Source organism: Thalassovita taeanensis, from assembly GCF_900110775.1.
Classification (GTDB): domain Bacteria; phylum Pseudomonadota; class Alphaproteobacteria; order Rhodobacterales; family Rhodobacteraceae; genus Litorimicrobium; species Litorimicrobium taeanense.
The window spans coordinates 31,171-50,531 of sequence record NZ_FOEP01000014.1; the positions used below are offsets into that span (position 1 = coordinate 31,171).

General features: G+C 59.7%; 16 protein-coding genes. 8 read left to right on the plus strand and 8 right to left on the minus strand.

Annotated features, from left to right (window positions below; genetic code table 11):
* The 8 genes from ugpE to BSF79_RS15740 form a co-directional block, all read right to left on the minus strand.
* Positions 1-849, minus strand: a complete 849-nt coding sequence (ugpE, locus tag BSF79_RS15705) for a sn-glycerol-3-phosphate ABC transporter permease UgpE (protein WP_090270772.1) — start codon at positions 847-849, stop codon at positions 1-3.
* Positions 849-1,730 carry a sn-glycerol-3-phosphate ABC transporter permease UgpA gene (gene ugpA, locus BSF79_RS15710; RefSeq protein ID WP_090270773.1) on the minus strand — a complete coding sequence of 294 codons (882 nt, stop codon included), beginning with the start codon at positions 1,728-1,730 and terminating at the stop codon, positions 849-851. The genes ugpE and ugpA overlap by 1 nt, the downstream gene beginning before the upstream one ends.
* A 102-nt stretch (positions 1,731-1,832) precedes the next feature.
* Positions 1,833-3,146 (minus strand): sn-glycerol-3-phosphate ABC transporter substrate-binding protein UgpB, encoded by a 1,314-nt coding sequence (gene ugpB / locus BSF79_RS15715; RefSeq protein WP_090270774.1) that lies wholly within the window; start codon positions 3,144-3,146, stop codon positions 1,833-1,835.
* A gap of 360 nt (positions 3,147-3,506) precedes the next feature.
* On the minus strand, positions 3,507-4,316 hold the full coding sequence (locus BSF79_RS15720; RefSeq protein ID WP_090270775.1) for a carbohydrate ABC transporter permease: 810 nt from the start codon (positions 4,314-4,316) through the stop codon (positions 3,507-3,509).
* Positions 4,313-5,185: a carbohydrate ABC transporter permease gene (locus tag BSF79_RS15725; RefSeq protein ID WP_090270776.1), complete on the minus strand. Its 873-nt coding sequence runs from the start codon at positions 5,183-5,185 to the stop codon at positions 4,313-4,315. Before BSF79_RS15725 ends, BSF79_RS15720 begins: the two co-directional genes overlap by 4 nt.
* Positions 5,186-5,246: 61 nt before the next feature.
* Complete coding sequence (locus BSF79_RS15730) at positions 5,247-6,530, minus strand: ABC transporter substrate-binding protein (protein WP_090270777.1); 1,284 nt, start codon at positions 6,528-6,530, stop codon at positions 5,247-5,249.
* A 1-nt stretch (position 6,531) separates the two neighbouring features.
* Entirely contained in the window at positions 6,532-7,686 is a 1,155-nt protein-coding gene (locus BSF79_RS15735; protein WP_090270778.1) for an ABC transporter ATP-binding protein, read from the minus strand.
* Entirely contained in the window at positions 7,683-8,471 is a 789-nt protein-coding gene (locus BSF79_RS15740) for a DeoR/GlpR family DNA-binding transcription regulator (protein ID WP_090270846.1), read from the minus strand. The genes BSF79_RS15735 and BSF79_RS15740 overlap by 4 nt, the downstream gene beginning before the upstream one ends.
* A 341-nt stretch (positions 8,472-8,812) precedes the next feature.
* On the opposite strand from BSF79_RS15740, the gene BSF79_RS15745 reads away from it, so the two are divergent.
* The 8 genes from BSF79_RS15745 to BSF79_RS15775 all read left to right on the plus strand — a co-directional run bounded on the left by BSF79_RS15745 (position 8,813) and on the right by BSF79_RS15775 (position 19,113).
* On the plus strand, positions 8,813-10,009 hold the full coding sequence (locus tag BSF79_RS15745; protein WP_090270779.1) for a diaminopropionate ammonia-lyase: 1,197 nt from the start codon (positions 8,813-8,815) through the stop codon (positions 10,007-10,009).
* Entirely contained in the window at positions 10,002-11,168 is a 1,167-nt protein-coding gene (locus BSF79_RS15750; protein ID WP_090270780.1) for a M24 family metallopeptidase, read from the plus strand. Before BSF79_RS15745 ends, BSF79_RS15750 begins: the two co-directional genes overlap by 8 nt.
* Before the next feature lie 14 nt (positions 11,169-11,182).
* The gene (locus tag BSF79_RS15755; RefSeq protein WP_090270781.1) at positions 11,183-11,932 is read left to right on the plus strand and encodes a maleate cis-trans isomerase family protein; all 750 of its coding nucleotides are present in this window, start codon (positions 11,183-11,185) and stop codon (positions 11,930-11,932) included.
* Between the two features lie 434 nt (positions 11,933-12,366).
* Positions 12,367-13,113: a hypothetical protein gene (locus tag BSF79_RS15760; RefSeq protein ID WP_090270782.1), complete on the plus strand. Its 747-nt coding sequence runs from the start codon at positions 12,367-12,369 to the stop codon at positions 13,111-13,113.
* Between the two features lie 2 nt (positions 13,114-13,115).
* Positions 13,116-15,245 (plus strand): AAA family ATPase, encoded by a 2,130-nt coding sequence (locus tag BSF79_RS15765; RefSeq protein ID WP_217650091.1) that lies wholly within the window; start codon positions 13,116-13,118, stop codon positions 15,243-15,245.
* 74 nt (positions 15,246-15,319) lie between these two features.
* Positions 15,320-15,595, plus strand: coding sequence for a hypothetical protein (locus tag BSF79_RS19835; protein WP_175545353.1), 276 nt, complete (start codon positions 15,320-15,322; stop codon positions 15,593-15,595).
* Positions 15,596-15,642: 47 nt separating this feature from the next.
* A complete protein-coding gene (locus BSF79_RS15770; RefSeq protein WP_175545354.1) occupies positions 15,643-16,335 on the plus strand; it encodes a TetR/AcrR family transcriptional regulator in 693 nt (230 codons plus the stop codon).
* A gap of 588 nt (positions 16,336-16,923) precedes the next feature.
* Positions 16,924-19,113 (plus strand): NADP-dependent isocitrate dehydrogenase, encoded by a 2,190-nt coding sequence (locus tag BSF79_RS15775; RefSeq protein ID WP_090270784.1) that lies wholly within the window; start codon positions 16,924-16,926, stop codon positions 19,111-19,113.
* Positions 19,114-19,361: the final 248 nt, after the last annotated feature.

Genomic DNA, 19,361 nt, shown 5'->3' on the forward strand with positions numbered 1-19,361 from the left:
TTATTTCTCGCTTTCGACCAGCCCTTTGACAAAGAGCTTTTGCATCGCAACCACCACCAAAATCGGGGGGATCATCGCAAGGATCGCGGTGCCCATGATGTAATGCCAGACCGGCAATTGTTCGCCCGAATTAACCATCCGCTGAATGCCCATCACGACAGTGTATTGGCTTTCGTCAGCAGTGATCAGCAACGGCCACAAGTACTGGTTCCAGCCAAAGATGAAGAGGATGATGAACAGCGCCGCGATATTGGTACGGCTGAGTGGCAGCAGGATATCCCAGAAGAAGCGCAGCGGCCCGGCGCCGTCTATCCTTGCGGCCTCGACCAACTCATCCGGGATCGTCATGAAGAACTGCCGGAACAGGAAGGTGGCCGTGGCCGACGCCATCAACGGAATGATCAGGCCCTGACGGGTATTCAACATGCCCAGCTTTGCGACCACATCAAAGGTCGGCAGGATCCGCACCTCGACCGGCAGCATCAGAGTGACGAAGATCATCCAAAAGAACATCATCCGGAACGGAAAGCGAAAATAGACGATCGCAAAGGCCGCGAGGATCGAGACAGAGATCTTGCCGATCGTGATCCCCAACGCCATCCATAGGCTGTTAAGCATCATCCGGCCCACGGGAACGCCGCCGACCTGGGGCATGCCGCCAAACAGCAGATCCGAATAATTCTGCCACATCTGATCCCCGAACCACAGTGGGATCGGGCTGTGGCTCAGCGCCTCTGGCCCATGCGACGACGCGACGAGCGCCATCCAGACCGGAAAGCACAAAAATCCAACGCCAACGATCAGCGTGACATGAGTGACGAAGCTGAGAAAGGGGCGGTTCTCGACCATCAGTAGTTCACCTTTCTTTCAACAAACCGGAATTGGAAAAAGGTCATCAGCACGACCATGATCATCAAGATCACCGACTGGGCCGCGCTGGAGCCATAATCCTGACCGACGAAACCGGTATTGTAGACTCGGAAGACCAGGATTGAGGTGCTGTCATACGGCCCACCCTCGGTGGTGGCGTGGATCAGCGAGAAGGTCTCAAAAAAGGCGTAGACCAGATTGACGACCAGCAGGAAGAAGGTCGTCGGCGTCAACAGCGGGAAGGTAATGCTCCAGAATCGGCGCATGGGCCCTGCCCGGTCGATCGCGGCCGCCTCTAGCATGGATTTTGGGATGGATTGCAGCCCAGCTAGGAAGAACAGGAAATTATAGCTGACCTGCTTCCACGCGGCGGCGACGATGACCATCAACAGGGCCTGATCGCCGTTGACGTAGTGGTTCCAGTCATACCCCATCAGCTTAAGCCAATACGCGACGATTCCAAGCGAGGGGTTCATCAGGAAATACCAGATCACGCCCGCCAAGGCCGGTGCCACCGCATAGGGCCAGATCAGCAACGTCCGGTATGCCGTTGCCGCATGCAGCACCCGATTGGCCGCGACCGCCAGCACCAGCGCGACGCTGAGCGACAATGCAGCGACCGACAGGCCAAACACCAGCGTAGTGCGGAACGAGCGGATATAGCCCTCGTCGCGGAACAGTTCGGCATAGTTTTGCAGGCCGACCCAATCGCGAGAAAACCCGAACGCATCCTCAATGAAGAACGAGCTTTCGAGCGCCTGATAGGCGGGCCAGAAAAAGAAAATCAGCGTGACAGCGATCTGCGGCAGGAGCAGCAGATACGGCAACCAGGCCGAGCGGAATATGACGCGTTTTTGCATGGGGCTCGATCACATGTCTGTCCGCCCCCACACCGAAGTGCAGGGGCGGCGCTGGAGAAGCGGGTCGGCTCAGGAGTGATACCGGCCCGCGACTTTCCCGTGTTAGTTGGCGGCTTCGAACTTGCGCAGCAGCGCGTTCGACCGCTCAACTGCGGTATCCATCGCGGTTTTGGCATCCTTGTCGCCAGCCCAAACAGCCTCAAGCTCTTCGTTGATGACGTCACGGATCTGAACGAAGTTACCGAAACGCACGCCTTTGGAGTTGGGGGTCGGCGCGTTCAGGCTCAGTTCCTTGATCGCCGTATCGGTGCCCGGATCGGTCTCGTAGAACCCTTGCGTGTTGCTCAGCTCATAGGCGGCAGTGGTGATCGGAACATAGCCGGTGTTCTGATGCCACATTGCCTGTTGTTCCGGCTCCGACAGGTACTGGAAGAATTCGGCGGTGCACTTGTACTCGGGCGCATCGTGGCCGTTCAGAACCCAGAGGGTCGCACCGCCGATGATCGAGTTCTGCGGTGCGTCTGCAATCGCAGTATCCAGCGGCAGCATGGTCTGGCCGAATTCAAAATCGGCGATGTCCTTCTTGAACCCACCATAATAGGCTGAGGAATTGATCCAGAGAGCAGTTTCACCGCTGGTGAACATGCCACGGCTGTCACCGCGACGACCGCCATAGACGAACAGACCCTCTTTGCCCATGTCGGCGATGCGCTGGATGTGGTTTACAACAGCGTCGTTGTTGAAGGTGAACTCGGTGTCCAGACCACCAAAGCCGTTTTCCTTGGTGCCCATCTCGATGTCGTGCCAAGCTGAGAAGTTCTCGATCTGGGTCCAGGACTGCCAGCCAAACGAGAAGGGTTTGGCAACGCCATTGGCCTTCAGCGCGCGGGCGGCAGCTTCGACTTCGTCCCATGTGGTGGGAACGGCAAGACCTGCGGCGTCCAGCGCGGTTTTGTTGTACCACAGAACCGGGGTGGAGGAGTTGAATGGCAGCGACAGCAGGTTATTTTCAGTGTCGGTATAATAGGAAATAACGGCGGGCAGATAGGCCGACTGGTCAAAGTCGATGCCAGCGTCCTTCATCAGTTTGTAGACAGGATAAACCGCGCCTTTGTCTTCGGCAGCCATCATGGTGGCGGTGCCAACTTCGAATACCTGAACAATGTGGGGCTGCTCGCCCGCACGGAACGCGGCTATCGCTGCGGTCATGTTCTCGGTGTAGTTGCCTTTGTACGTGGCGTTGATGTGGCAGGTGTCGCTGCTGGCGCTGAAGTCAGCAGCGAATTTGTCGGTCAATTCGCCCAACGCGCCGCCCATTGCGTGCCAGAACTGCACCTCGGCCTTATCGGCGGCCATTGCACTGGTGGTTGCAACGGCGGTCATCGCAGTTGCCATGATAACAGTCTTGAACGTCATATCGCTCTCCCAGGCCCGGTGGCAGAAAGGCCTGCGCCGGGACAGATGTCGGTTGATGTAAGAGACGATATTGTCGCCTCTTGCGCTGCAATAGAGCGATTCCGTAACACTCATATGAACCTCAATGACGCTCAAGTGAACATTTCGAAAAACCACGGTGGGCTGAGAACACCAACCTCAGAAGGCCCGCCCAAGCGCCTCTAGACGGGCAATCAGGGGCGAAAGTTCCCCCCCGTCACGCCCCCCAAGCGATCGGACGTGGCCGAACCGGCATGTCGGCCAACGCGGTATTGCGTCGGGGCCAGATCGTCACGTTTGACGGCAAGCCAAGACGCGGAAGTATCATGCGCTCCGAATGCGTTATTTGATCCCGGCGCGCATGAAACTCTGAACGAACTGGCGCTGAAACAATAAAAAGCCAATCAGCAAGGGGCCCGAGGTCATCAGCGTCGCCGCGTTGATGACTGACCATTCAACCCCGGCGTCGATGGTCGAAAAAATCGATAATCCGACGGTCACGGGCCGGGTCTCGACCGAGTTGGTGACGATCAGCGGCCAGAGGAAATTGTTCCAGTGGTGGCTGACGGACACCAGCCCATAGGCCAGATAAGTCGGTCGGGCCAACGGCACATAGACCCGCCACAGAATCGTCAGCGGACCGGCCCCCTCGATCCGCGCGGCGTCGTCAAGTTCGGTCGGGATGGTCAGAAAGGTCTGTCGGATCAGAAAGATGCCAAAGCCAGAGGCGGCATAGGGCAACCCGATCGCAGTGATCGTATCGACCAGCCCCAAGCTATGGATCATGCGATAATTCTCGACGATCAGGATGTCGGGCATGACCAGCAATTGCAACAACACCAGAAAGAACAAAAACCCCCGCCCCGGAAAACGGTAACGGGCAAAGGCATAAGCGGCCAGCGTACACAGGATGAATTGCGCCGCCAGGATCGCGGTGACCAGAACAAAGGTGTTGAGGAAATAACGCGCGAACGGCGCCGCATTCCACGCTTTGACGAAATTATCCGTGGTCAGGGGGGCGTTTAGGACGAAGTGGGCCTCATAGGCGGCGGGGTGAATCGCGGTCCAGATCGCATAGGCGAGAGGCAGAACCCAAAGTGCGGCCAGGATCAGCGCGCCGAAAGTTTGCAGGTGGCGGTCAAACCCGGTCATTTGTAGTGCACCTTGCGATCAAGGAAAAACACTTGTCCGATGGCGATCAGGCACAGAAGTGCAATCATCACCACGGTCAGTGTCGCGCCGTAAGAAGTGTCCCAATATCTGAACGAGGTCTCGTAGATATAGTACAATAACAACGACGAGGCGTTGTCAGGCCCGCCACCGGTGAGGATAAAAATGTGATCGACCATGCGAAACGAATTGATCACCGCATTGACCGACACGAACAGAGTGGTGGGCATCATCAGCGGAAAGGTGATCTGCCAGAAGATGCGCCAGCTGCCTGCGCCCTCGATCCGCGCCGCCTCGGTCAGCGAGGGCGGGATGGATTGAAGCGCCGCGAGGTAGAAGATCATGAAAAACCCCGCCTCTTTCCAGATCGTCACTGCCATCAGCGCAGGCAGCGCGGTATCGGGACTGCCAAGCAGGTTGGTCTGACCAAAGCCCAGCCAGCCAAGTATCTGATCAATCAGGCCAAAGCCCGGCGTATAGAAAAACAACCAGATATTCGCCACCGCGATCAGCGGCAGAACTGTCGGCGTGAAATAGGCCATCCGCACCAAGCCGCGTGCCCGGAACTGGCGGTTCACAAATAGCGCCATCACGATTGCCAACAGGATGGAGATCGGGATTGTACCCAGTGCGAACCACAGATTGTTGCCCAGAACCTTCCAGAACACCGGATCAGCGACCAGACGTTCATAGTTGTCTAGCCCGACAAAAACACTGGGGCGGCGGCCGCGCGGCGTTGAAAAGAAGCTGTTCCAGATCGTGGTGACAGCGGGAACATGGGTGAAGGCGATCAGAAAAACCATCGCTGGCAGCAATAACAACCAAGCCTGAATCCAGTGACGACGGCTCATCTTATCCCTCCGGGGTTGGAACGGGACAGGCCAGTTTGGCCCGCCCCGCTGCCGGTTGTATTTAGCGGTACGTCTTGAGGATCGCTTCGGCCTGCGCCTGTGCATCCTTGAGCGCGGTTGCCGCATCCTTTTGGCCGGTGATGGCCGCTGCCAGCGCGTCGTTGAAGATCTGCGTCACGCGCTGGTTTTCATAGGTCGACAGCTCTGCCACGGCGAATTCCAGCTGGTCACGGGCGACCAGAACCGGCGGAAACTCGGCAGCGTAGGCTTTCATCGTGTCGGTTTCCCAAGTTTCGGGGCGCGGCGCGACATAGCCCGTTGCCATGGTCCACTTGGCCGACTGCGTGGGCGCGGTGATCCACTGGATGAAGTCCACAGCCGCGCGCATCTGCGCATCCGAGGTGCCTTTGAACAGATAGAAGTTACCGCCACCCGTGGGCGCGCCGCGACGTTTGCCTGCAGGCAGCATCGCCACACCGAAGTCGAACGGTGCGTTGGTGCGGACGTTGGTCAGGTTGCCTGTGGTGGTCCACATCATCGCGGTCTGACCCTCGAAGAAGGCTTTGGGCGTGGCACCCCATTCAACGATGCCAGGCTCCATCACGCCGTATTTGCCGGACAGATCCACCAGATATTGCAGCGCCTCGACAACTTTGGGATCGTCAAAGTTTGTCTTGTTGCCCTCGTTGTTGGCGACGATCACATCGTTCTGCGTCGTCAGCCCCTGGAACAGCCAATAGGGAAAGCCCGAGGTCGGAATGCGCACGCCCCATTGCGTGACATTTCCGTTGGCGTCTTTCTTTGTCAGCTTCTGGCCCATCTCGACCATTTCTTCCCAGGTTGCTGGCGGGGTTTCGGGGTCAAGACCGGCCTCGGCAAAGGCTTGCTTGTTCCAGTACAGAACCGGCGTTGACCGCTGGAACGGGATGCCCCAGGTCTTGCCGCCAGTCTGGCTGTTTTCCATGAATGCAGGATAGAAACCGGCCAGCCATGCTTTGTCCTCGTCCGAGGTCAGGTAATCGTCGAACGGCACGATCATGTCTTCTTCGATCAGGGTGAACATATCCACCGAAAGCGCGACCGACAGTTGGGGCGCGTTGCCGCCACGGGCGGCAGTGATCACTTTGGTGATCGTATCCTGATACGAACCCGAATAGATCGCGTCGATCTTCACATCGGGATGTGCGGCCAGATACTCGTCCGTAAGCGACTGGATGGTGTTAGCGGCACCACCGCCAACAGCGACGGGGAAATAGAACTGCAGATCTACGGCACCAGCCGGAAGGGCCGAAGCAAGCGCGATGGCCGCGGACGCGGCGACGCTTTTGAGTGAGAAGGCAAGCATGTCAGTGGTCCTTTTGAGTGATAAATGGCGCATCGACGCCGGGTTGAAGTGGGGTGGCGGGCGCGTGGTGGCCCGCCGCAGCCGCCGGGACACCCCAGTCGGTCAGGAACGATGCGAGACTGGCCAAGTGCACACGCTGGCCAGAGGTCGCATCAAACAGGTGAAAATCGTCAGGCCGCACCGCGAGGGGCAGATCCGCGGTTGCTTCGGGCCAGCCTTGGCTGTGGACCCGCACGACCAGCGGCGCCGCGCCCAGATCGCCTTGCAGCAACAGGTCAGCCCCCAGATATTCGTGCGCAACAAGCCGCATCCGCAGCGAGCTATGGCCGCAAGGGCTCAACGCCTCTGGGCGGATCCCGATCAACAGGCCACAACCCGCCAGCCGCTCCAGCTCGGCCCCCTTCGGCCCCAGCGCCATCGCGGGCAGGATGTTCATCGGTGGCGTGCCAATGAAGCGCGCCACAAAGGGCGACGCCGGACATTCATACAGATCGCGCGGCGCGGCGACCTGCTCGATGCGCCCCTCGTTGAGCAACACCACCTGATCGGCCATCGTGATCGCCTCGACCTGATCATGGGTCACATAGACCATGGTAAAACCCAACTGACGTTGCAACGAACGCAGCTCGGTCCGCATGGTTTGGCGCAGCTTGGCATCGAGGTTCGAAAGCGGCTCGTCCATCAGGCAAACGGGCCGATCGGCGATCACAGCACGCGCCAGCGCGACCCGCTGCTGCTGCCCGCCCGACAGCTCGGCAGGTTTGCGATCCAGATAGGGGGACAGGCCCAACAGGTCTGCCGTGGCTTCAAGCTTCGCGGCGCGCTCGGCCTTGGGAACGCGCCGGGTGCGCAGGCCAAAGGTGATGTTGTCCCCCACATTCAGGTGCGGGAACAGTGCGTAGGATTGAAACACCATCGACAGGTTGCGTTGATCGGGCGGAGCTGCGGTCATATCAGCCTCGCCGATGTGCACCTGTCCGGAGTTGGCGCTTTCCAGCCCCGCGATGATCCGCAACAGCGTGGATTTCCCGCACCCCGAAGGCCCAAGCAGCGCGGTGAAGCTGCCCTCGGGGATCTCAAGGCTGATATCCTTGAGTACCTGGTTTTCACCCCAGCTTTTGCACACACCGTGCAAAGAGATACTACGACCGCTCATTGATCAGCCTGCGCGCACAGAGTGAAGCGAGACTCGCCGGGCGCCACTATCTGCGCGATCTCGACCGGCAGGGCGCGGTCGCAGAAAATATCCGAAACATCGCCAATATGGCCGCCGCGCACATGGGCAACGCGCCCGAACTTGCTGTGATCCAGCACCAGAAACGAGCGTCGACTGTTCCGAAGTATTGCCATCCGAGCGCCGACCTCGTCCTCGGTAAAGTCCAGCAGCGTGCCGTCGCTGGCCACGCCCCCAACCCCGAACAGGCCGACATCCACCTGATAGCGGTTGAAGAAGCTCAACGCCTCGGGCCCAAGGATATCGCGGTCGCCCGCACGCAGCGGCCCACCAGGAACACGCACTGACCAGCCCGGACGCTCACAGGCCCACATCGCAATGTTCAGATTGTTGGTGAGGATGGTCAGATCCTCCAGGTCGCCCAACGAGCGCGCGACGATTGCCGGCGTTGTGCCGATCGAGATCGCCAGCGTCGCCCCATCCGCGATCTGGGGCCGCACCCCTTCGGCGATCAGGCGCTTTGCGCCCGCGTTGAGAATTTGCCGCGAGGCATACAACTGGTTTTGACTGGCGGGCATCGGCTCGACCCCACCGCGCACCCGGCGCAGTTCACCAGTTTCGCACAGCGCATTCACGTCGCGCCGGATCGTCTGCGTCGAGACCGCGAACTCGGCCGCGAAGGCATCAATCGCGCCATACCCCTCAGCCTGAACCCGCTCGAGGATCTGGAATTGCCGCGTCGAAAGTTTTGCGCTGATGTCGGTCATTTCGGGGCTGGTCCTTGCTTTCAGCCAGCGGTACGAGTGCATTGTAACGTCGATATGAAATCAAATTGATATTCATATGAACATTCCGGGGGATAAGGGCGAGAGTCGGCTTTCAAGTCGCCGAACCACAGATATCTGCCCAAATGACCACAGAGCTAGCTCTGAAACACCAAAATGGCAGGCGATTGATCGTGATCGGAGGCGAGGACCGCCCCTGCCCGCCTCGGTCGGTTTTCCGACAATAGCGCTTGGGTACGGCGAAATTCGCACGTGCACCCGCAAAACTCGTGGAACATTCCTGCGGTTGGTATAGGTTCGCCCCATCCCCAGTCGGAGGCCCAATGCCCTATACAATTTTCGACGACGCCCGCCTTACGCATTTCGCCGCCCAACCCACTCCCGGCGATGCCGCCACGCGGGTGATCACGCCTGCTGATTTCGACCGTGCTATGACGGAAATCACCTGCTGGGAGGGCTACGCCCCCACGCCGCTTGTATCGCTGCCACAGCTGGCCGATGACCTGTCGCTGAACGAGGTTCTGTACAAAAACGAAAGCCCGCGCTTTGGCCTTGGCAGCTTCAAGGCGCTTGGCGGCGCCTATGCCGCGCTCAGGGTACTGCAACGACAGATCTCTGCCGCCTTGGGCCGCGATGTGACGATGGAGGACATCCGCACCGGTGCCCTTGCCACCGAGGCCGCCAAGATCACGCTTGTATCGGCCACCGATGGCAATCACGGGCGTTCGCTGGCGTGGGGATGTCAGCGGTTCGGCGCACCCTGCCGGATTTATATCCATGCCGAGGTCAGTGAGGCCCGCGCCGAGGCGATGCGCGCCTTGGGTGCCGAGGTGATCCGCATCGCGGGCGACTACGACGCCTCCGTTGCACTAGCCCGTGACGAGGCCGCCGCGCATGGCTGGTTCGTGGTCTCTGACACCTCTTGGCCCGGATATACCGATCCGCCGCGCGATGTGATGGCGGGCTACGGCGTGATGACCCGCGAATGTTGCGATGCGATGGACCGCCCCCCGACCCATGTGTTCCTGCAAGGCGGGGTTGGCGGCTTGGCCGCATCTGTCGCGGCCGGGCTGGTGCAATACTGGGGCGCTGACGCCCCCAGCGTTGTCGTGGTTGAACCAGAACTGGCCGCCTGCCTCATCGAAAGCGCCCGACAGGGCCGGGCCACCACGGTGCAGATCGAGAGCGAAACCATAATGGCAGGGCTGTCGTGCGGCGAACCTTCGGGCATGGCTTGGGACATCCTGTCAGAGCTGGCGCGGGACTACCTGACCATTCCCGACACCCTGATCGGCCCAACGATCCGCCGCCTTGCCCGCCCCATCGGCATTGATCCGGCGATCGAGGCTGGCGAAAGCGGCGTCGCGGGTCTGGCCGGGCTGATCGCTGCGGCACGTCAGGCCCCGCTGCGCGCCGCACTCGGGCTGAAACCAACCTCTCGTGTATTGCTGATCGGGTCTGAGGGCGTGACCGATCCAGACATTTTCGCAGCGCTCATGCGCGAGCGCGCAGATGGCTGACGCCGCACCCCGCGGCTTTGCCCCGGTTGAATATCAGGCGCGCCTACGCCGCGCCCAAATCCTGATGGCACAGCAGGACCTTGCCGGAATGCTGCTGATGACCGAGGCCGAGGTGCGCTATTTCACCGGCTTCCACACGCTGTTCTGGCAAAGCCCCACGCGACCGTGGTTCCTGTTCGTGCCCGCCAACGGTAAACCGATCGCGGTGATCCCCGAAATCGGCGCCGCGCTGATGCGCCAGACCTGGATCGACGACATCCGTTGCTGGAGCTCGCCCTCTCCCGAAGATGACGGCATTTCCCTACTGCAAGAACTGCTGGCACCGCTAGCCCAACAGGGCGGGCGGCTGGGGCTGCCGATGGGGCACGAGACCAGCCTGCGGATGCCGCTGGGCGACTATGAACGGCTGATAACCTCGCTTCCCGGCCTGTGGATCACCGATGCCACGCCGATCATCCGCGCGATGCGCATGGTAAAATCCGAGGCGGAAATCGGCAAACTCGCCCATATCTGCGGGATCGGATCGCATGGGTTTGCCCGATTGCCTGAACTGGCCCAAGCGGGCCAACCGTTGAGCGAAACCTTTCGCGAATTTCGCCGTGAACTGCTGGCGCAGGGGGCCGACGATGTGCCCTATCTGGTTGGCGGTGCGGATCAGGGCGGCTATCATGATGTGATCTCGCCCCCCTCGGCCCGGCCTTTGCAGGCGGGGGATATTTTGATGCTGGATACCGGCGCCACCTATGACGGGTACTTCTGCGATTTCGACCGCAACTTCGCCATCACCCGCGCCGATGACCTGTCGCGCCGCGCCTATGACACCCTGTGGCGCGCAACCGAAGCCGGGATCGAGGCCGCACGCCCCGGCGCCACGTGCCGCGACCTGTTCACCGCCATGCAGACAGTGATCGCGGAAATGGACAGTGCAGGCGGCGATGTTGGGCGGCTCGGGCACGGGCTCGGGATGCAGTTGACCGAATGGCCGTCGCACGCCGCCTTCGACACCACTGTGCTTGCGGAGAACATGGTGCTAACGCTGGAGCCTTCGCTTGGCTATGGGGATGGTCGAATGATGGTGCACGAGGAAAATATCGTCATCCAAAACGGCGCGCCGCGCGTGCTGACGACCCGCGCCGCCCCCGAATTACCTGTGATCTGACTGGAGAGACCCCGATGAAGCTCGATTTCAAGCCCGACGCCGGTATTGGCACCAGAGCCAAGCTTGGGGTGATCGTGTTGCAAACCGACGAAACGCTGGAGCCAGAATTGGCCCAGCTTTTACCGCGTCCGGGCGTGGCACTGTATCATAGCCGCATTCCGATGAACACTGAGGTGCAGCCCGACACCTTGATGAAGATGAAGGCCGACCTGCCAACAGCTGCGGGATTGCTGCCTGCCTCGGCCCCGTTCGACGTGATCGGCTATGGCTGCACCTCTGCTGCGACGGTGATCGGCCCCGACGGGGTGCGGGACGCCGTACACTCTGCCCTGCCCGATGTTGCCGTGACCGACCCTCTGAGCGCGCTGATCGCTGCCTGCGATGTGCTTGGCACCCACAGGATTGGATTTCTAACGCCCTATGTCCCAGAGGTGTCCGCCCGGATGCAGGCGCGACTAGAGGCAGCAGGCAATCAGATTGTCACCTTTGGCTCGTTCGAGGAATCCGACGACCGCGTGGTGGCGCGGATCAGCGAGGCATCGATCCTCGCCGCGATTGAGAACCTCGCCGATCGTGGCCCCTGTGATGCCATCATCGTCTCGTGCACCAACCTGCGCACGGCCGGGATCGTGACGCAGGCGGAAGCTCGGATCGGGGTTCCGGTGCTGTCCAGCAATCTGGCGCTGGCCTGGCACATGTTGCACCTGGCCGGGATCCCCCCCAACGCCCCGCAGTTTGGCCGCTTGCACGCGCGCACCACCTGACGGCTCCGGGCAATCCTCGGTTGCACCCACGCATTCTCTCCTAGTCCGCAATGCGAAGCGCTTGTTCCTCGACGAACCTCCACGCTTTTTGGGGAAATGGAGTGCGGTCTTGCCGTCGTCATTCCCATGAAAACATGAGTCTGTAAGAGGCAGGCCGTCGGACCGGGACACAAATTTCCCACGACCTGCGTACATCACACACAATCACACTCTCACGCGGCCAGCCACGGCTACGTGTGGGCCTCCCCGGCTTCGTCAGTGAACATTGGACCGACCTGAACGTTTGAGGTTGGCTGCATTGCGACGAACCGACGCAACCTGAGTCCGACGCTGAACCCCAGCTTGCAATTGGACACCTGTCCTATATACAAACAAAATCGGTCGACCGTCCTTTTTTGACCGTTCAAAATTTGGCTTAGGTTAGGAAATCCGCCATGGATGAAAAGTTAACCCGAAAAATTCAGATAATATGCGCTTGGTGCGGCCCGGCGTTTGTCGTGCTGTATGGCTTGTCTTGGGTGGTCATGGCGCACAATTATCCGCCCCCCGATCCGTCGTTCACGGCGCAGGAACTCGTCGACAACTTCTACCTGAAATATCAGGACCGAATCCTGCTTGGACAATCGCTGTCCACCGCTTTCGGTATTCTCTATTTAGTTTGGGCATGTCAGGTGAGCGTTCAGATGTGGCGCCGCGAGACGGTTCCGATCCTGTCTCTTATTCAGCTCTGTGGCGGCCTTCTGACCGGCTGGGTGCTGATGTTCGTCCCTGCGATGTGGGCCTGGTGCGCAGAAGTCGCCGGGGTCGTCGATCCTGAGACGATCAAGATGGTCCACTTTATCGGCTGGTACTTTTTTGACATGACCTACTGGATCACGACCATCGAGGTTATCGCCGTCTTCATTATGGTCATGACCGACAAGGAAGAACCAGGGCTGGTCCCGAAATGGGTCGCATCACTTGCGTTGTTCTCAGGCCTGTCGTTCCTGCCGCTGACCTTCCTGCCCTACTTCAAGACAGGTGTCTTCGCGCTTAACGGCTACTGGTCCTTCCATGTGGCATTCATCAGCTACGGCTTGTTCACCTTTGCCTTTGGTCCGTACCTGGTGAAGGACATCAAGCGCGTGCGCATCCCTGCTGTGCCAGGTATTGGGCAAGCCATCAGCCGTCGTCAGAGGTGACCATGAAAGACGGCAAAACTTCGATGTTTACGCTGTCGTCGCATCCTGCCGTGTCAGGCGGGATGCGAGATGCCGTGGCAATGCCCCCTAGTGACATGGTTGCACATGGCTGGAAAGACGGCGATTGCGTAGCGCTCACGGCGATTGCGCGGACTGCGGGCCGCGTTGTCACGCAGGGCTCCATCACTCAGGGAAGCCTCGCCCTTGGGCCAATGCTCTGGGCCAGTGTCGGCGCGGCTGAGGGCGACGTGATAGCGGTAGAAGCAACACCGCTATCACCTGCCAAGCGTATTGTGTTTGGTGTTGTTCAGCGGGCCGCGCCAACCGAGGGCAGCTCACTGGCGCGCTTCTTTACTACCGAAGAGCCCCCCGCACCCCGGCCCGTGTCGGCGCCGGACATTCGGGCGCTTGGCGATCACGTGTTGATGCGCGGCAGTATCGTCGACCACGGCGGCGCATGGCTGCGCGTGGTCGAAACCATCCCCCCTGGGGCGGTCGTCGCGGATCGGAACACATCAATTTCCGTCGTAGACCCCCAGAATAGAAGGTCCTCATATCAAGATGTCGGCGGCCTTTCCGCAGAGGTTGCGCGCATCCGTGAAATGGTCGAACTGCCGCTGCACCGTCCAGAAATCTTTGCACAGCTTGGCGTCGATGCGCCGCGCGGCCTGATGCTTTATGGCCCGCCCGGCTGTGGGAAGACCTTGATCGCCCGCGCGATCGCCCAGCAGACCGATGCATTTTTCCTATCGATCAACGGACCAGAAATCATCCAAAAGCACTATGGCGAGTCTGAAGAGCTTTTGCGCAAGATTTTCGAGGAAGCGCAAAAACACCCCGCCACGATCCTGTTCATAGACGAGATTGATGCACTTGCGCCAAACCGTGAAACGGTATTGGGCGAGGTCGAAAAACGGGTGGTGGGGCAGCTTCTGGCGCTGATGGACGGTGTGACTTCGCGCGGCAAGGTTGTTGTGATGGCAGCGACCAACCTGCCCAATTCGGTCGATCCCGCGCTGCGCCGTCCAGGTCGCTTTGACCGCGAAATTTCGATCAACCCTCCGACCAAGGCGGGGCGGGCCGAAATCCTCGAGATTCATACGCGCTTCATGCCCCTAGCCGCCGATGTCGATCTCGAGTGGATAGCCGCAGTAACGCATGGCTTTCTTGGCGCGGATCTGGCTGCGCTCTGCCGTGAGGCCGGTATGGCCTGTGCGCGCGATGGACACGCCGAGGACGCCGGATCACCGTTCTTCGTCCGGCTGGCTCACTTCCAGCAGGCGCTGGTGAATTTTCGCCTCTCGACCATGCGCGAGCTTTCATCAGACATTGCCGAGACCCGATGGGAAGATATCGGCGGGCTGGGCGAGGAAAAGCGCCAGCTCAAGGAAGCGCTCGACTGGCCGCTGCTATATGGCGCGCGATTTCAGCATGCTGGCGCCCATGCGCCCAAAGGCATCCTGCTCACCGGCGAATCGGGCACCGGCAAGACGCTGTTGGCACAGGCGGTAGGCACCACGACAGAGATGAACTTTATAGTGGCGCGCGGGCCCGAACTGCTTTCCAAATGGGTGGGCGAATCCGAACGCGGCATCCGCGAGGTGTTCCGCCGCGCGCGGCAATCTGCGCCCTCGATCATCTTTTTTGATGAGATCGACGCAATCACGCCAACACGTGGGAAAAGTACCGGCGACGGCCAGATCGGCGACCGGATGGTCGGGCAATTTCTTTTGGAACTTGATGCAATCGATGGCGATTCAGGCGTGGTGGTTCTGGCCGCGACCAACCGCCCTGACCTTGTCGATCAGGCGCTGCTGCGGCCCGGCCGGTTTGATCTGGTCATTGAACTGCCCCCGCCGGACCGCGAAACCCGTCTTGCCATCCTTCAGGTGCACTGTCTGGGCGCCCCCCTTGCCGATGACGTTGATCTGGCTGGTTTGGCTGCCGCGTCAGACGGGTTGACCGGTGCCGATCTGGCAGTTCTTTGTCAAACAGCGAAGATGCAGGCGATCAGCGGGTCCGTCCAAGCGCAGCCCGGGCAAGGCTTCACATCGTTCTCAATCGCTGCCAATCACTTCGAAACCGCTCTTCAGGCCGCCCTGCACCGCGTACAACCCGTCGCAGAAAACTAACAGCGCCAGGCACTGTGGCCTGCCCCCTGCATTTCAGAAGTCGGCGCTTGCGCCATATGAGGGAAAGACCCGCAATGGACATATTCGTTACGTTTGTCGTGCAAATTATCATGGGTATCTTCGGTGGCCAGATGATCAGTACCTCCCGTGGTTGGAATGATATCACACAGCCCGTCAAGATCATCGCCGGAGCTATCGGCGGGTTGGCCTGCGGCTTGCTGGTCGGTGGACTTGTGGGCGATGCAAATTCATTCTTTGCCATGCTGGGCGATGCCGGGGGCGGCCTTGCCGGGGGCGCGGGGGCAACAGCGCTCGTCAGGGTAGCCATCAAGAAGCTGGGTGGACGCTGAAGGCGCGAAGGCATAGCTTCCCCACCACGCGAGCTTGCCACACCTCTGTGGCGCGCAAACTCAGCAGGGGATCGAAGGTGCCGCCGAGACAGACAACATCACGCGCTTCAACAAGCCACGCCGCAGCCCTCACAAAGGGCGAGGCCACGGCAGAACGTATCCTGGATGCGGCCTTCACTTCGATCGCAACACGTGGATGCGGAGCGGTCACGCTGCGGGGGATTGCCGACGAAGCAGGCGTGGTGCTTAGCCAGCTCAGCTATTATTATGGCAACAAAGACAGCCTGTTCTCGGCCGTAATGACGCGCATGCAAAGCGGCTACATCGCGGCTCTGAGCGAAAGGCTTCAGGGGCTGGTGTCCCTTGAAGCTCAGATTATCGCGCTCATCGACTATAACGAGGCGATTCTGAACGACAGCCCCGACACCTATCGCAATTTCCTCGAATTTTCCAATGTGGCAATGACGTCGGCACCGTTTCAGGCCGAAGTCGCAGACTTCACATCGCAACTCGCAACGATGATCGAAAACTGTATTTCCAATTATGAGCCCAAGACCACCAGCGTCGCGGGGTTTCCGGTCGCCGCCCTCGCCCGCTTCATACTTTCCGCGTCGTTCGGCATCGCGCTCCAATGTTTCCTAAATCCACAGAACGAGGACGTTCGCAAAGGCTTCGCCATTCTCAAGGTTACAGCGGTACAGCTAATTGCCGAGGATCGCGCGAAACAACTGAAAGGTTGAATGCTACAAGCTGTCACGGGGTGGACGATGTGTCGGCTGGGCGCAGTTCGGCGTTTGGTCGCGGCTGATTGACCTAAAAGCCGGGCGAACGGCCTTGGAACTGGATAATAGTGACCCTGATAGAAGCAAGTATTGACTATATCGGCTATGACATAGCGAAACATGTCTGGTCTGCTTTCGGGCCCAAAAACCTAGTCGTAGACTGTGAAGACCGCACTGCACCCATCGCATTATCAACACGCTGCCCAATTTTTCAGTTTTTCCCGATACGTGAAATAGCAATTGAAAGCTGGTTTCTACGTCTTCGCGCGCTCGCTTTCTCCCCTCGGCTTTCGGCATAAAAGGTGCCTGTAGTTTTTGGGCTTCAGGCTGCCGCGCAGCGGCGCAGCGCGGTTTTGGTGGCGCGGGCAAGCATGAATAGCCGAACTAACTACCTATTGCGAACATCGATCTGATCACCACAGCGCTGAGATCACGCGGGACAAATTGCCCCTATCCTGACATTTAGCGCCGTATACAACGGTATACTGTAGACGTCTCCAGATGCATCCGGTAAAGCTCGGACAACTCACTTTCAGGAGGTTTCCTATGTCAGATATCATCTACACCAAAGTGGACGAAGCGCCCGAGTTGGCTTCTGCGTCCTTCTTGCCGATCATCCAGAAATTCGCCGCTGCGGCTGGCGTGTCTGTGGGCACCAAGGACATCAGCCTTGCCGGGCGTATCATCTCTACTTTCCCGGAATATCTGAGCGAAGCGCAACGCCAGTCCGATGATCTGGCCGAGCTGGGCCGTCTGGTGAAGACAGCCGACGCAAATGTGATCAAACTTCCGAATATTTCCGCCTCGGTGCCGCAGCTTGTCGCGGCGGTCAAAGAGCTTCAGTCTCAGGGCTACGCTTTGCCGGACTATCCCGAAGCGCCAAAAACCGACGAAGAAAAAGCTGTGCGCGCCAAGTATGACGGGCTCAAGGGCTCGGCGGTGAACCCGGTTCTGCGCGAGGGCAATTCGGATCGTCGCGCGGCCAAGGCGGTCAAAAGCTTTGCACAGAACAACCCGCATCGCATGGGCGACTGGACCGCAGACAGCAAAACGCGCGTTGCCTTTATGTCTGGTGGTGACTTCTTCTCGAACGAAGTGTCCGCAACGCTGGCCAAGGATGCCACCGCCAAGATCGTGCTGGAAACAGCCGCTGGTGAAATCGTTCTGAAAGACGCCGTCAGCTATCCTGCTGGCACTGTTGTTGATGCGACCTTCATGAGCGCCGCCGCGCTTGATGCGTTTCTGGCCGATGAGATCGAGAAAACCAAAGCCGAAGGCACGCTGTTCTCGTTGCACATGAAGGCCACGATGATGAAGGTCTCTGACCCGATCATCTTTGGTCACGCGGTCAAAGCCTTTCTAGCGCCCGTGTTCGACAAACACGGCGCTGCGATGACCGAGCTGGGTGTGAACCCGAATTCGGGTCTTGGCGACCTGCTGGCCCGCGTCAAAGACAACGTGGCGATCATGGCCGATATCGATGCCTGCATGGCATCGCGCCCGCCGATGTATATGGTCGACAGCGACAAGGGCATCACCAACCTGCACGTCCCATCCGACGTGATCATCGATGCGTCCATGCCTGCGCTGATCCGCGCCGGTGGTAAGGGCTGGGGCCCGGATGGCAAGGAATCGGACACCAACTGTGTGATCCCCGATAATTCCTATGCGCCGGTTTATGACGAAACCATCAAGTTCTTCAAAGAGCACGGCAAGCTGAACCCCGCCACTGCGGGCACCGTTCAAAACGTCGGTCTGATGGCGCAAAAAGCCGAAGAATATGGCTCGCACCCGACCACGTTCGAGATCCCCGAAGCAGGCACCGTCAAGATGATCCTTGACGATGGCACCGTGCTGCACAGCCACGCGGTTGAGGCGGGCGACATCTGGCGTTCAGCTTCCGCACGCAAGGCACCGATTGAGGACTGGGTGAACCTGGCCATTGATCGCCAAAAGGCCGAAGGCTGCCGCGCGATTTTCTGGCTGGACGCGGCCCGCGCCCATGACGCCGAGCTGATCGCCTATGTCAAACCGATCCTTGAAGCCAAGGGCGTTGCCGACAAGTTCGAGATCATGGCCCCGCGCGAGGCGACCCGCGCGTCGTTCGAGACGATCACCAAGGGCGAGACCACGATTGCGATCACTGGCAACGTTCTGCGCGATTACCTGACCGATCTGTTCCCCATCCTTGAACTGGCGACCTCGGCCAAGATGCTTTCGATCGTCAAATTGATGAACGGCGGCGGGCTGTTTGAAACCGGCGCAGGCGGCTCGGCCCCCAAGCACGTTCAGCAGCTGGTTGAGGAAAACCACCTGCGTTGGGACAGCCTTGGCGAGTTCTGCGCATTGGGCGAAAGCCTGACCTTCCTTGCCGATGCCAAAGGCAACGAAAAAGCCCGCGTGCTGGGGGCGGCGGTGGATGCCGCGACCCAAGGCATTCTGGACAATGGTCATTCGCCATCGCGCAAAGTCGGCGAGCCTGACAACCGCGACAGCCACTATTGGTTCGCCCGCTACTGGGCCGAAGCTTTGGCGGCACAAACAAGCGATGCAGAGCTTGCCGCGCACTTCGCGCCTGTCGCAGAAGCGCTAAGCGCAAACGAGGAAAAGATCACCTCGGAACTTGCTGCCGCTCAAGGAGCTGCCGCGGATCTAGGTGGCTACTATCACACGGATGCGGCCAAAACCGCAGCTGTGATGCGCCCCTCTCAGACGCTGAACGCAATCATCGGGTAAACGATTGCCCGGCGAACCCAACAGGGCCGCGCGTTATCAAAATATGCGCGGCCCTACTCTTTTGCACCTGTCTCCGGTGCAGGCAGAGCCTGCCACAAACGCTTGGCAAATGGATCGGCGTTGGTTCTGGTCAGAAAAGATACCACATAGGTTTTCAGCAAATGCGTCGAACTTGACGGCCGGTCCGGTCTAGCGCGGTGACGTTCGCAATAAGAGCAAGTAGTCATCGGGGACGGTCTGCAGCCGGT